The organism is Nonomuraea sp. NPDC049624, assembly GCF_040675255.1.
In the GTDB taxonomy this organism is placed as follows: domain Bacteria; phylum Actinomycetota; class Actinomycetes; order Streptosporangiales; family Streptosporangiaceae; genus Nonomuraea.
On record NZ_JBFAOR010000017.1, the window covers coordinates 150,002 to 163,947 of the forward strand.

The following is a 13,946-nucleotide window of genomic DNA, read 5'->3' on the forward strand; positions in this document are numbered from 1 at the left end:
ACCATCGGCCTGTCCTGTCGGTGCGACGACGCCCCCGTCGTTCCGCGGGCGTCCACCGACGCCGGGGAGAGCGGGAACCCGCCGTCGCGGGAACAACCTGGCACCTGAACGCGGGCCACCGCACGGCCGTCACGGCCGGTTCGCGAGCGTCGGCACCTGGGACGCCGGCGAACCGTCGCACAGCCCTCGGCGGGGCCGCGTGCGCGCGTCGTCACGTCATGTCCGGGACGCGCCCGCGCGGGTCACGTCCGCGGCACGTCCGGGACGCGCCGCGCTCGCCTCAGTCGCGAACCCAGGAGCCCCGCACCGAGCTCGTCAGCGCGTCGCTGCTCCAGCCGAGGGCGGAGACCATGTCGCTGTAGGAGCCGGCGGCCTTGGAGCCGTTGGCCGAGACGAGGCCCGCGGTGTCCTGCATGAGCGGGGTGATCTCGTCGACGGAGGCGGTCCTGGTGGTGCCCGGCAGCGCCTCGGCGATCGGCGCGGCCTCGACGGGGGCGACCTGCCCGACCATCGGGGCCAGCTCGCCGCCGGACGCGTGCGGCAGGGCCATCCTGGCGGCGCGGGTGAGCCCGCCCATCCCGGACTCCATGGACAGGTCGCGCAGGCCCTTGGTGGCGCCCGTCATGCTCGTGGTGGCGGTGCCGGCCGTGCCGGAGCCCGTGCCGGGCAGCAGCGCGCCGCCGCCCACCTTGCCCATCGCGCCGCCGACCGAGGCCCCGGCCAGGGCGGTCATCGTGTCCATGGCGCCGCGCAGCGGGGCGCTGGTGCCGGTGAGCCCGCCGTTGCTCTGGGGCGCGCCCTTGACCAGCGGCTGCGCCATGCGGGCGCCGCCGAGCAGCGGCAGCGACTTGGCCAGGCCCCGGCCGCCGCCGCCGACCGCGCCGCCGCTGAGGATGGGCGACAGCTCGGGCAGCGGGCCGCTCGCCTGGGTGACGTCCTCGGCCGCGTTGGGCGTCATCGCCAGGCTGGCGCGCCGGTTCTCGTCGGCGATGTCGCGTGCCCTGGCCTCGCCGGCGGCGTCCGCCGCCTTGGCCTTGTTGGCCCCGGTCAGGCCGCCGAGGCCGCCGCCCAGGCTGCTGAGCAGCCCGCCGCCGAGCAGCCCGCCGAGCAGGTCGAGCGGGCCTCCGCTGGTGCCCCCGCCCAGGCCGTCCAGCGGGACGATCTTGGCGGTGTGAGTGAATTGAACTTCTGCTTGAGCTGGCACGGCCAAAGCCGCCGCCAAGCCGAATGCTGTGACGGCAACGGCCGCCTTGACTACTCGATTCATGATTGCCTTCCCGGCTCGTGATCGATCGCTCTCGAATGCGGTGGAAATGCGAATCGATAACCCCCGAATGCCGTGGCGCACACGCTATGGGCACCACACGAAGCGTGCTGTCACGGCTGAGCTACGGAAGCAGTTGTATCACTGACGGTGATCGCCCGCAGGCGGCCGGAAAGCCCATGTAGCAGGGTTTGCAGGCCGGTTACCGAGTAAAGGGGGAGCGTTGAGCGGAGAGACAAAACGGGAAATACCCCGGTTTTGATTTCGATTCCGCGCGGACCCGATCGCCATCAGGCCCCGCGCCGCCGACGTGCGCCCGCACGGCCCGCGAACAAGTGGTCGCATTAACAAATGTCCCGGGCCGGGGGCGCACAATTCAGTGGCGGTGGTGCGAGAACGCGACCACTCAGATGGGCAGCAACGCGTCGGCCGGCTCGAACGGAAAACGCTCGGCGAAGGCCGGCCGCAGATCCGTCAGCCAGACCGCCGACGGGTCGTACCGGGCGAAGAACGGCCGCCCGACCAGCTCGGGGTCGCGGGCCTGGATGAGGTGGAGCACGAAGACGCGCTCACCGGCGATCTCGGTCACGCCGTCCACGCACACCTTGCCCGGCGTGGCCGACATGGACGGCCCCCGGACCGTACGGCAGAGCCCGGAGACGGTCGAGTAGGCGTCCCTGAAGATCTCGTACGCACGGGCCAGCGGGACCGCGAAGTAGTCCTGCGGCCCGGTGTCACGCTCGACGAACATGTAATAGGGAATCAGCCCCATCCGCAGCTGCCGCCGCCACATCGACGACCACACGGCCGGATCGTCGTTGATGGACCTGATGAGCGGCGCTTGAGTCCTGATCGTCGCCCCGCTGCCGAGGATGCGTTCGACCGCCGACTCCACCAGCGGCGAGTCCAGCTCCCGCGGATGCGAGAAGTGGGCCATGAACGCCAGGTTCTTGCCGGCCTTCACCACCTCCTGGAACAGGCCGAGCGTGGCGTCGGCGTCGGGGTCGGTGGTGAAGCGCTGCGGCCAGTAGGCCAGCGCCTTGGTGCCGATGCGGATCGATTCGAGCTGGTCGAGGCCGAGCAGCGGCTCGATGTACCGCCGGATGACCGGCTCACCCATGATCATGGCGTCGCCGCCGGTGATCAGGACGCTGGTGACCTCGGGGTGGTGGCGGATGTAGGACACCATCCGGTCGACGTCGTCGGAGGCGAACTTCAGGTCCGCGTCCCCGATGAACTGCGCCCACCGGAAGCAGTACGTGCAGTAGGCGTGGCAGGTCTGCCCCTGTTTAGGGAAGATGAGCACTGTCTCTGGATATTTGTGCTGCATGCCGGGCACCGGCTCGTCGTCCATCCTCGGGACGTTGAGCTCCTTCTGCCCGGCGGGATGCGGGTTGAGCTGCGCGCGTACGCGGTTGGCCTCGGCCTGGACCTCGCTGTTGGGCGCCTCGGCCTTGAGCAGGTCGGCCAGCCTGGCCACGTCCGCGGCGGGAAGCATGTCCTCCTGCGGGAAGACGAGGCGGTAGATGGGATCGTCGGGCGCCGCCGACCAATCTATGAGTTCATCCACGACATAGGCGTTCGTCCGGAAGGGCAGCACCGTGGCCACGGCGCGGACCCTCAGCCGCTCCTCGTCGTCCAGCCCCGCCCGTCGCAGGAGCTCGTCGAGGTGCTTGGACGTGTACGCCTTGAAGCGTCGGGTACCTGCCTGGTTCAAGATCACTAGGCCTTTCCCATCTTTTTTGTTCGATCGCGTGTAAACCTCACGACCCAGTCGCGCGTCTACGGTTCTTAATATCCGGACGCGACGCGCCGCGTCCCCGGTTCCACTGGGCTCCAAGTTTCCTTGCAGGTTTGACACTCGCGACATATCGCGATTCGACATACACTGATTCATCGTGACCGAGGATCTCGATCTGCGCGCCTCCGACGCCGACCGCGACCGCGTCGCAGCCCTGCTGGGCGACGCGCTCGCCACCGGAAGACTCACCAGCGTCGAGCACGCCGACCGTCTGGAGATCGCCTACACGGCGAAGACGATCGGCGAACTCGTCCCCCTCACCCGGGACCTGCCCCAGGTGTCCGCCCCGTCCGCCCTGCCCGAGGCCATCGAGCACCAGGTGATCAGCTCGAAGTTCAGCAAGATCGTGCGCAAGGGGCGCTGGGTCGCGTCCCGGCGCACCAAGCTGTCGGCCCGCTTCGGCGCCCTCGTCATCGACCTGTCCGACGCCGTGCTCCCCGGCCGGGAGATCACCATCGAGACCGACGCGAGGTTCAGCAAGATGATCGTCCGGGTGCCGGAGAACGCCCACGTGATCGACGAGGGCAGCTCGATCTTCGGCAAGCGCAACGTCAGCGGCGGCTCGGCGGGCGACGGCCCGCTGATCCGGGTCACCGGCTCGTCGAAGTTCTCCAAGGTCATCGTGACCCGCGGCCTCGACGACTGGAACCTCCACTGACGGCCCCTCGCGACTGGGACCGCCGCGCCGGGGAAGCAGGGAGGTCCACCCGCCGGTCGACCTGACGTCCGGCCTGCCTACGATGCGGACATACACGAGCCCGCGTACCGGCCCGGCCGGGCGACGGCGGGCTCGTCTGTCCCACGAGGTGACCATTGTCCGACAGCAGGCCCGTCGCGCTCGACGCCATGGGCGGCGACCACGCTCCCCACGAGATCGTGGCCGGCGCGGTCCACGCCGTCCGCGAGCGCAAGCTGCCCATCGTGCTCGTCGGTTCACCCCGCATCCTGTACGAGGCCCTGGCCGACCACGACGCCACCAAAGAGGTCCCGATCGTCAGGGCGGAAGAGGCCCTGGCCATGGACGAAGGCGCCCTGGCCAGCCTGCGCCGCCCGCGGTCCAGCATCGCCATCGCCTGCCACCTCGTCCGCCGCGGCGACGCCTCGGCCGTGGTGTCGGCCGGCTCGACCGCGGGCATCGTCGCCACCGGCAGGCTCCGGCTCAAGGCCCAGCAGGGCGTCCTGCGACCGGCCATCGCCGTGGCGCTCCCGACGCTCCCCACCCCCACCCTCCTGGTGGACGCCGGCGCCAACGCCGAGGTCAAACCGGAGATGCTGCTGCAGTTCGCCCACCTCGGCGCGGCCTACGCCGAGCTGGCCTACGACATCCCCGAGCCCAGGATCGGCCTGCTCACCATCGGCAGCGAGGCGGAGAAGGGCAACAAGCTCGTCAAACGCGCCCACGAACTGCTGCAGTCCTCCCCCGGCATCCGCTTCACCGGCAACGTCGAGGGCCACGACCTGCTCACCGGCAAGGTCGACGTCGTCACCACGGACGGCTTCACCGGCAACGTCGCGCTCAAGACCATGGAAGGCGCGGTCCGGTACGCGTTCGGCGAGCTGGCCGAGACCATCGGCGAGAGCAGGATCGCCAAGTTCGGCGCGCTCATGCAACGCGGCCGCCTGCGCGAGCTGCGCAGACGCCTCGACGCCGAGGCCCACGGCGGCGCCGTCCTGCTCGGGCTGAACGGGACGGTGGTGATCGCCCACGGCTCCTCCAGGGCGCCCGCGATCAGCGCCGCCTGCCAGGTCGCCGCCGACCTCTCCGCGGGTGGCATCGTCGCCAGGATCGGCGACCGGATCGCCGCCGCACATCGCTCACACCGACTCTGGTGACGCCGTAGTGTGTGAGACCGATCCACAGAAACGGGGGGTATGTGGACGGCCTCACCTCAGCACAGGTCGCGGAGGCGAAGACCAACGAGGTGCCGCGGCGGTCGAGCAGATCGCTCAGCGCGATCATCAGGGCGAACGTGTTCACCCTGTTCAACCTGGTCATCGGCGTGCTCTGGGCGCTGATCCTGATCTTCGGCGAGTGGCAGGACGGCCTGTTCGGCCTGGTGATCGTGGCCAACGCGCTGATCGGCATCGTCCAGGAGCTGCGCGCCAAGCGCACCCTCGACAAGCTCGCCGTGATCAACGAGGCCCCGGTCCGCGTCCGCCGCGACGGCCGTGAGCAGCAGGTCGAGCCGCACCGGGTGGTCCTCGGCGACCTGGTGCTGCTCGGCTCCGGCGACCGCCTGCTGGTCGACGGCGAGGTCGTCGGCTCCGACGGCCTGGAGGTCGACGAGTCGCTGCTGACCGGCGAGGCCGACCCGGTGCACAAGAAGCCCGGCGACCAGGTGTTGTCGGGCAGCTTCGCGGTCGCCGGCTCCGGCGCGTACGTCGCCACCCGCGTCGGCACCGACGCCTACGCCGTGCGGCTGGCGGAGGAGGCCAGCAAGTTCCACCTCGCCCACTCCGAGCTGCGCGAGGGCGTGGCGAACTTCATCAAGTACATCACCTGGCTGGTCGTGCCGATCGGCGCCCTGCTGATCTACAGCCAGCTGCACAACTCCGCCGACTTCTCCACCGCCATCACCGGCGCGGTCGCCGGCATCGTCACCATGATCCCCGAGGGCCTGGTGCTGATGACCTCGATCGCGTTCGCCGTCGGCGTCATCCGCCTCGGCCGGCGCAAGTGCCTGGTCCAGGAGCTGCCCGCGATCGAGGGGCTGGCCAGGGTCGACGTGCTCTGCCTGGACAAGACCGGCACCCTCACCGCCGGCGGCATGGACCTCGACCAGGTGCTCCCGCTGCGCGACGACCAGCCGGTCGAGCCCGCGCTGGCCGCCCTGGCCCACCTCGACGCCCGTCCCAACGCGACCGCCCAGGCCATCAGGGCCCGCTACCCCGCCCCCGCCGACGGCTGGTCGGCGGCCTCGTCCGTGCCCTTCTCCTCGGCCCGCAAGTGGAGCGGCGCCGACTTCGGCGGGCACGGCGCCTGGCTGCTGGGCGCCCCCGACGTGCTGCTGCACGACGGCGACGGCTACGACAAGGCCGCCGAACTGGCCGCCACGGGCACCCGCGTGCTCGTCCTGTGCCGCACGCCCGACCTGCGGGCCGCCCAGGACGGCGGGCCCGTCGAGCCCGTCGCGCTGGTCACCCTCAGGCAGCGGATCAGGCCCGACGCGCTCAAGACCCTCGGCTACTTCGCCAAGCAGGGCGTCACGGTCAAGGTCATCTCCGGCGACAACCCGGAGGCGGTCTCCGCCATCGCCATGAGCCTGAAGATCCCCGGCGGCGACCGTTCCGTCGACGCCAGGACGCTCCCCCAGGACGACCCCGACAAACTCGGCGAACTGCTCGACTCCCACACCGTGTTCGGCCGGGTCAGCCCGCAGCAGAAACGGCAGTTCGTCGGCGCGCTGCAGGCCCGCGGGCACACCGTGGCCATGACCGGCGACGGCGTCAACGACGTCCTCGCGCTCAAGGACGCCGACCTCGGCATCGCCATGGGCGCGGGCAGCCCGGCCACCAAGGCGGTGGCCCAGGTGGTGCTGCTGGACGACAAGTTCGCCACGCTGCCGCACGTCGTCGGCGAGGGCCGCCGGGTGCTGGCCAACATCGAACGCGTCGCCAACCTCTTCCTCACCAAGACCTTCTACGCGATCGTGTTGTCGCTGGCTGTCGGCGTGGCCGGGGTGATGTTCCCGTTCGCGCCCCGCCACTCCACCCTCACCAACGCGCTGACCATCGGCATCCCGGCGTTCTTCCTGGCGCTCGCGCCCACGGTCGAACGGGCGCGGCCGGGGTTCGTCCGGCGGGTGCTGCGCTTCGCCGTGCCGGCGGGGGTCTTGTGCGCGATCGCGGTGCTGCTGTCGTTCTGGGCCGCGCACAGCGGCACCTCCACCCTGACCGAGGACCAGACGTCCGCGGTGATCACCCTCTTCCTCACCACGTGGTGGGTGCTCGTGCTGATCACCAGGCCGCTCAACTGGTGGCGGATCACGCTGCTGGCGTCCATGGCGGGGCTCTTCGCGCTCGCCCTGTCGCTGCCGCCCGTCAGGCGCTTCTTCGCCCTCGCGCCCGGCGACCTCAGCAACGACCTGACCGCCGTCGGCATCTCCCTGGTGGCCGCTGCGGCGATCAGCATCGCGGTCAAGGTCGCCGGTACCCTTAGAACATGACCGACCCGCAGATAGTGCTCACCGAGCGCGTCCAGCAGGCGCTGGCCAACGCGTTCGGCGCCGAGCACGCCGACGCAGACCCGCTGATCCGGCCCTCCCAGTTCGCCGACTTCCAGGCGAACGTCGCGATGAGCCTGGCCAAGCGCCTGCGACGGTCCCCGCGGGAGGTCGCCGAGGCGATCAAGGCCGAGCTGTCCGACTTCCCCGGCACGGTCGAGGTCAGCGGCCCCGGCTTCCTCAACATCACGCTCGCCGACTCCTGGATCGAGTCCCAGGCCGCGGGCATGCGCGACGACCAGCGCCTGGGCGTCGGCACCAGCACGCCCGCGCAGACCATCGTGATCGACTACTCCGCGCCCAACGCGGCCAAGGAGATGCACGTCGGCCACCTGCGCACCACCATCGTCGGCGACTCCCTGGCCCGCCTGCACGAACACCTCGGCAACAAGGTGATCAGGCAGAACCACCTCGGCGACTGGGGCACCCCGTTCGGCATGCTCATCGAGCACCTGCTCGACATCGGCGAGCCGGCCGCGGTCGCCCAGCTCGAAGCGGGCATGGGCACCGAGTTCTACCAGGCGGCGCGGGCCAAGTTCGACGCCGACGAAGGCTTCAAGCAGCGCGCCCGGGTCCGGGTCACCACCCTCCAGTCGGGCGACCCGGCCACCATGCGCCTGTGGCACGTCTTCATGGACGCCACCGTCCGCTACTTCAACAAGGTCTACTCCCTGCTCGGCGTCACGCTGACCGACGCCGACCTCGCGGGCGAGAGCATGTACAACCCCATGCTGGAGAAGACCTGCGCCGACCTCGAGGCGTCGGGCGTGGCCGTCCACAGCGAGGGCGCGCTCTGCCTGTTCCCGCCCGGCTTCACCGGCTCCGACGACAAGCCCCTGCCGCTCATCATCAGGAAGAGCGACGGCGGCTACGGCTACGCCTCCACCGACATGGCGGCGATCCGCTACCGCGTCCACGACCTGAAGGCCGACCGCATCCTCTACGTGGTGGGCGCCGACCAGGCACTCCACTTCCGCATGGTCTTCGCCTCCGCGCAGATGGCCGGCTGGCTGCCCGACACCGTCTCGGCCGAACACGTCCAGATCGGCATGATGCTCGGCAAGGACGGCCGCCGCTTCAAGACCAGGTCGGGCGAGTCCATCAAGCTGATGGACCTGCTCCAGGAAGGCGTCGACCGGGCCTCGGCGGCCATCGCCGAACGCGGCTACGACGAGGCCACCCGCAACGAGATCGCCCTGGCCGTCGGCATGGGCGCCGTGAAGTACGCCGACCTGTCGGTCAGCCACGACAGCGAATACGTCTTCGACTACGACCGCATGCTGGGCTTCACCGGCAACACCGGCCCCTACATGCAGTACGCCACCGCCCGCATCCGGTCCATCTTCCGCAAGGCGGACATGGAGCCGGCGGCCGCCACGTCCCCGATCCTGCTGGCCGAGCCCGCCGAGCGTGCCCTGGCCCTGCACCTGCTCGGCTTCGGCACGCTCATCGAAGAGGTCACCGCCCGCTCCGAGCCCCACCGGCTGTGCAACTTCCTCTTCGAGACGTCGAGCCTGTTCAGCACGTTCTACGAGCAGTGCCCGGTGCTGCGGTCCGACGTCGAGCCCGAGACCCGCGCCTCGCGGCTGGCCCTGTGCGCGCTGACCCTGCGCGTGCTCGAAACCGGCCTCGACCTTCTGGGCGTCCCCGTCCCCGACCGCATGTAACAGGCAGTTGGCTCAAAGTCTCCCGTTCCGTCATGGGCGCGCCTCCACCGGGTTGGCGCGCCCTAACGGCTAGGCTTTACGCGGTCATGAACTGAGGCCGAAATGGGGGAGTTCTCTGCCTTGAGCACGGACCTGACTGCGAGCCCCCAAGCAGCGACGGAGTTGCAACGCTACGCCGAGGCGCTGCTGGCGCACCTCGCCGCCAATGGCACCGCTCCTCCCGCCGCTCCGGGCTTTCGCGACATACCCGGCCACTGGCTGCCTCCTGCCGTCGAAGCACTGGTCGCCATCCTCGCCGGCGACGACCCGCTCGAACCACTGAGCAGGGCCGCCGGCCGCGACCAGCAGCAGACCGCGCTCTTCCTGTGCCTGGCCCTGGCGGTGTCCGGGCAGGGCAGCCGCATCCACGCCTCCTGGCTCGGCACGGCCTTCGGCGAGCTGTCGCTCGACCGTCCCGTCACCCACGGCCAGCGCTCGCTCTGGCTGGCCGCCGCCCGCGGCGCCTACGGCCCGGCCGGCAAGATCTTCGTGCTGCGCAAGCTCGACGCGCTGGCCGTCCAGGAGCACGCCGACGTCGAGGAGTGGGTGCAGGCGCTGGTGCCCGGCGAGCCCGCGGTCGTCGTGCCGCCGTCGCTGGCCGACTTCCCGGAGATGGCCGAAATCCCCGACCTGGCCCGTCCGGCGGTCGCGGCCGCCCGCCTGGCCAGGCTGCGCGGCCGCTGCGCCGAGATCACCTCGGCCCGGCAGGCCGACCACGACTCCGCCGCCCCGCTCAGCAACAGCTCGGCCAGCCCGGCCGCGTCCTGGGCCGAGGACGAGCCGCTGGCGGTCCTGCGCGCCCAGATCGGGCAGGGCGGCCCCGCCGGCCCGATGGCCTCGCTGATCTCCCACCTGCTTGACGACCTGCGTCCCGGCGCCGACCCGCACCTGGCCGCCATCGCCCTGCACGTCGCCGCGCCCATCCTGCGCGGCCTGGCCGAGGAGCTCGAAGCCGACAGCCGGCTTACGCCGCCCGCCACGCTGACCGTCCCGCTGCTCGGCCACCGCATCCACCTGCGCCCCGAAGGCCCCGACGAGACCTCGATCGCCACGGCGGAGCACGCCATCCTCACCGAGGGCGTCGTGCCGCGCGGCCGGCCGTGGGCCGCGTTCGTGCTGATCGTGGCGGGGGTCGCGTGCCTGGCCGGAGCGACGTTCAGCGCCTCGCTCCTGCTGGCCGCCGCCGGGGTGGCCATGCTCGGGCTGGGCGGCTGGCAGCTCTGGCAGCGCCACAAGACGATCGTCGCCGACGCCCGTTACGTGGCCGCCCAGGTCAACGAGCTGAAGGAGCTGGCCGAGGGCGCCGTCTGGGCCCTGCACGCCTACGCCAGAGAAGCGGACGCACGTGCGAAACAGGCCGCTGACGATGCAGCCGAGCTCACCCGGCTGATTCGTCGCGGCCCGCGCGCTGCTTAGACCCGATCAGGTCGTCTCGATCTCCACGTGCGCCGGCGCGAGCAGGAACACGCGATCGGCGATGCGCTCGATCCGACCCTCGCAACCGAACGCGAGCCCGGCGGCGAAGTCGACCATCCTCGTCGCCTCGGGCATCGCCATGCCCGTGACGTCCATGATCACCGTCTGCCCGTCACGGAAGTGCTGACCGATCAACGGTGCGTCGTTGTACTTGAGCGGCTGGACCATCACGATGCGCGACGCGTCGACGTTCGCGCGCCACCGCCGGGCGGCCCGCTCCGTCGCCGGAACGTACTCGTCCTCGTAGTGCTCGTCGTCGTCATAGCCGTCGTCGTAGTGATCGACCCCGCTCAGGCCAAGGTAGTTCACCACCTTGCGCACTGCCCCCATCGGCTTGTCCTTTCCTCAGGAACTCACCGTAATCGGCACGTCCCTACACATTGGACGGTAACCGACGATTCCGCATTCGCCACGCGACACGCCCAGCCCTAATTCCATTTTGTACGGCTTGCAACCCGCTTGCATCTGGATATCCGTCCCCCCCGTATAGCATCGGCCACATGCGCCTGTTCACTGTAGACGCCTTCACCGACACAGCTTTCAAGGGTAATCCCGCAGGTGTCTGCCTGCTGGACTCTCCGGTTACTGATGGGTGGATGCAGAGCGTAGCCGCCGAGATCAACCTCTCCGAGACCGCCTTCCTGCTCGGCGATTCCCTACGGTGGTTCACCCCTGTGGTCGAGGTCACTCTCTGCGGTCATGCCACGCTGGCGACCGCTCACGTTCTGTATTCGACCGGCGCCGCCACCGGCCCCGTCGAATTCCGCACGGCCAGCGGAACGCTAACCGTGAATCGCGCCGCCGGAGACCTCATCACGATGGATTTCCCGGCCAAGCAGGTGACGCCCGTCACGGTTCCCGACGGCCTGGAGAAAGCGCTCGGAGCCACCCCGGTACAGGTCGGGAAAAGCGACCTGGACCTGCTGGTCGAGCTCGATTCAGAGCAGACGGTACGCGCTCTGCGCCCCGACATCCCGGCCCTGTCGGCGGTGGAGGCGCGCGGCGTCATCGTCACCGCCCGCGGCACCGGCACGGATTTCGTCTCACGATTCTTCGCTCCCAAAGTGGGCGTCGCCGAGGATCCGGTGACCGGCTCGGCCCACTGCGCCCTGTCGCCGTACTGGTCCGCGCGGCTCGGCCGCACGACCCTGACCGGTGCACAGCTGTCCGCCAGAGGCGGCCTGGTCCACACCCGCCTCGACGGCGACCGCGTCCACCTCGCCGGCCATGCCGTGACCATCCTCACCGGCACACTCCTCACGCCCGGGTAAAAACTTCCTTACCTTCCTTGCTTCCCTCTGCTCAGCTCTCTAACCTACAAATCGAGTTGGAGGTTAGCTACTACGACAGAAGCAGGAGGTTCGGAACCATGCTGCTGACTTCGATCGACCCGTTCTTCCAGGAGTTCGAGCGCCAGTTCAACCGGCTGGCCCGCCAGACCTTCGACAACGGCAGCGCCGCCACGATGCCGATGGACGGCCTCCGCCGCGACGACGACGTGGTCCTGCGCTTCGACCTGCCTGGCATCGACCCGGACTCCATCGAGGTCACCGTCGACCGGGGCGTCCTCACCGTCAGCGCCCGCCGCGAGGAAGAGATCGCCGAGAACGAACGCCTGTTCGTCCGCGAGCGTCCGATGGGCACGTTCACCAGGCGCGTCTACCTGTCGGAGCACCTCGACAGCGACCGCATCGACGCCGGCTACGCCAACGGGGTGCTCACCGTCCGCATCCCCGTCCTCGAACGCGCCAAGCCGCGCAAGGTGGAGATCCGGCGCAACGACACGAAGGCCATCCAGGCCTGAACCGGCACCGGGGGCGGGGCAACCCGGCCCCGCCCCCGAATCCCGAGGAGGCCCGATGCCCGAGCTGCCCTTCGACGACGAGCACGCCCCGCTCTACTCCCTCGGCCAGGTCGCCGAGATGCTCCAGGTCCGCCAGGCCTACCTCCGCCGCCTGGACGAACACGACGTCATCAGCCCGACCCGCTCATCCGGCGGCCAACGCCGCTACTCCCGCAACGACATCCTGATCGTCCAGCACGTGACCGACCTCGCCGACCAGGGCATGACCCTGATCGCCATCCGCCGCATCCTGGAACTCGAACGCGAACTCGCCGACGTCCGCCGGCAACTCAAAGAAGCCCGCACCCGCCTCGACGAGGCCACCTGACCCCCGCCGCCCCCAGGACAAGCTGGCCTTCCTGCCCTCTCCCCCGACAAGCCCCCTTCCAGAGTCCCGCCCAGCCCGCCGGCCACGAAATTCCCGCCCCCAGCATCCCGACGGGCCTGCCCCACCCCGCAAGGCCGTCACATACAAACGATCCCCGCCCTCAGGCGACCGGCGCTGGGCCCCTCAGGCGACTGGCGCTTGGCGCTCCCGGCGCCCGGTGTCCGGAGCCCGGCGCTCCCGAGCCCGTCCTCCGGCGGTTGGCCACCCGGAGCTCCAGGGCTCAGTGACCGGCTCGCCCTGAATCCTCGCCACCGGCGCCGACTCAGGCATAAACGCCATCCCGACCTGTCGGGCGTAGGATGCGCCCTTGCCGTACCACCGCCCACCCCCCGACAGGACTCGCCCGTCATGAATCCCCACCACGAACACCTTCGCGCCCGGTTCCGAACCGCGCCGCTCCAACCCCCACCCGCACCCTGGCGCCCCCTGCCGCCAGTAGCGGTCGGAGGCTTGACCGGCGTCGGCTTCGCCATGTACCCCGAATCGGGCGAAGACCTCATCCTCGTGACCTCTCACCAGGGCCGCGGCGTCCTCAACTGCGTCACCGGCCAACGCATAGCACGCGACCCCGACCCAGAACCAGCCTGGCCGGACGACTACACCCTCACCTGCCAAGGCATAGGACCTCTTGCAGGCACCACCGTCAAAATCTCCGGCCTCCTGGGCGGCGGACTGCACACGACCACCACGCATGGATGGTCCATCGATGTCGTAACACCCGACTGGCCCATCGAAAGCGTCCTGCTCTCCAACGGCGGGGACCCCTACCGCGACGAAGCCGGATCAACCTGGTGGCACATCCACCGCGAAGAGGGCTGCGAGCTCCGCACAGCCGGCTTCTCCCCCACAGGCCGAACCCTGGCCCTCGCCTCCAGCTGCACACTGACCCTCTTCACCCACCCCTGACCCCCAGCCAGCCACCATGGCATCAGAACAGCGGATCTTCAAAACCTCGCTGGACTCTCGATGCCCCCAGCCCAGAGCCGGACTCCTGGAATACACAGCTACGCCACCACTCCGGACAGTTGAGTGCGGGCACCCGCGGCGCCCCGCGACAAACACCCTGGAAAGAGGAACACCCCGCCGGAAATGCGGAAAAGGGTCCCGGCCGAAGCCGGAACCCTCCCCGAACGCGAAGAAGCCCCACACAAACCGTGTGGGGCTTCTTCGAAAGATTGTCCGGCGGTGACCTACTCTCCCACACCCTCCCGAGTGCAGTACCATCGGCGCAGAGAAGCTTAACTT

General features: G+C 69.9%; 12 protein-coding genes. 9 read left to right on the plus strand and 3 right to left on the minus strand.

Features of this window, described 5'->3' with window-relative positions; genetic code table 11:
* Nucleotides 1-280 precede the first annotated feature (280 nt).
* Together AB0J76_RS45035 and AB0J76_RS45040 are read right to left on the minus strand one after the other, a co-directional pair.
* Nucleotides 281-1,204: a hypothetical protein gene (locus AB0J76_RS45035; protein WP_352320846.1), complete on the minus strand. Its 924-nt coding sequence runs from the start codon at nucleotides 1,202-1,204 to the stop codon at nucleotides 281-283.
* 466 nt (nucleotides 1,205-1,670) lie between these two features.
* A complete protein-coding gene (locus AB0J76_RS45040) occupies nucleotides 1,671-2,987 on the minus strand; it encodes a lysine 2,3-aminomutase (RefSeq protein WP_352320844.1) in 1,317 nt (438 codons plus the stop codon).
* A 175-nt stretch (nucleotides 2,988-3,162) separates the two neighbouring features.
* Here AB0J76_RS45040 and AB0J76_RS45045 point away from each other — a divergent pair, with 175 nt between their 5' ends.
* The 5 genes from AB0J76_RS45045 to AB0J76_RS45065 all read left to right on the plus strand — a co-directional run bounded on the left by AB0J76_RS45045 (nucleotide 3,163) and on the right by AB0J76_RS45065 (nucleotide 10,410).
* Nucleotides 3,163-3,723, plus strand: a complete 561-nt coding sequence (locus AB0J76_RS45045; RefSeq protein ID WP_352320842.1) for a DUF1707 domain-containing protein — start codon at nucleotides 3,163-3,165, stop codon at nucleotides 3,721-3,723.
* Nucleotides 3,724-3,878: 155 nt separating this feature from the next.
* Complete coding sequence (gene plsX, locus AB0J76_RS45050; RefSeq protein ID WP_352320840.1) at nucleotides 3,879-4,898, plus strand: phosphate acyltransferase PlsX; 1,020 nt, start codon at nucleotides 3,879-3,881, stop codon at nucleotides 4,896-4,898.
* 41 nt (nucleotides 4,899-4,939) lie between these two features.
* Entirely contained in the window at nucleotides 4,940-7,231 is a 2,292-nt protein-coding gene (locus AB0J76_RS45055; protein WP_352320838.1) for an HAD-IC family P-type ATPase, read from the plus strand.
* Nucleotides 7,228-8,955 (plus strand): arginine--tRNA ligase, encoded by a 1,728-nt coding sequence (argS, locus tag AB0J76_RS45060; protein ID WP_352320836.1) that lies wholly within the window; start codon nucleotides 7,228-7,230, stop codon nucleotides 8,953-8,955. Before AB0J76_RS45055 ends, argS begins: the two co-directional genes overlap by 4 nt.
* A 162-nt stretch (nucleotides 8,956-9,117) precedes the next feature.
* The gene (locus AB0J76_RS45065; RefSeq protein WP_352320835.1) at nucleotides 9,118-10,410 is read left to right on the plus strand and encodes a hypothetical protein; all 1,293 of its coding nucleotides are present in this window, start codon (nucleotides 9,118-9,120) and stop codon (nucleotides 10,408-10,410) included.
* 6 nt (nucleotides 10,411-10,416) lie between these two features.
* Here the strand turns inward: AB0J76_RS45065 and AB0J76_RS45070 are convergent, their stop codons facing one another.
* The gene (locus AB0J76_RS45070; protein WP_352320833.1) at nucleotides 10,417-10,800 is read right to left on the minus strand and encodes a cell division protein SepF; all 384 of its coding nucleotides are present in this window, start codon (nucleotides 10,798-10,800) and stop codon (nucleotides 10,417-10,419) included.
* 170 nt (nucleotides 10,801-10,970) lie between these two features.
* Here AB0J76_RS45070 and AB0J76_RS45075 point away from each other — a divergent pair, with 170 nt between their 5' ends.
* The 4 genes from AB0J76_RS45075 (at nucleotide 10,971) to AB0J76_RS45090 (ending at nucleotide 13,607) form a co-directional block, all read left to right on the plus strand.
* Nucleotides 10,971-11,741, plus strand: coding sequence for a PhzF family phenazine biosynthesis protein (locus tag AB0J76_RS45075; RefSeq protein WP_352320832.1), 771 nt, complete (start codon nucleotides 10,971-10,973; stop codon nucleotides 11,739-11,741).
* A gap of 98 nt (nucleotides 11,742-11,839) precedes the next feature.
* The gene (locus AB0J76_RS45080; protein WP_352320830.1) at nucleotides 11,840-12,274 is read left to right on the plus strand and encodes an Hsp20/alpha crystallin family protein; all 435 of its coding nucleotides are present in this window, start codon (nucleotides 11,840-11,842) and stop codon (nucleotides 12,272-12,274) included.
* 55 nt (nucleotides 12,275-12,329) lie between these two features.
* A complete protein-coding gene (locus tag AB0J76_RS45085; protein ID WP_352320828.1) occupies nucleotides 12,330-12,641 on the plus strand; it encodes a MerR family transcriptional regulator in 312 nt (103 codons plus the stop codon).
* A gap of 510 nt (nucleotides 12,642-13,151) precedes the next feature.
* Complete coding sequence (locus tag AB0J76_RS45090; RefSeq protein WP_352320826.1) at nucleotides 13,152-13,607, plus strand: hypothetical protein; 456 nt, start codon at nucleotides 13,152-13,154, stop codon at nucleotides 13,605-13,607.
* Nucleotides 13,608-13,946 lie beyond the last annotated feature (339 nt).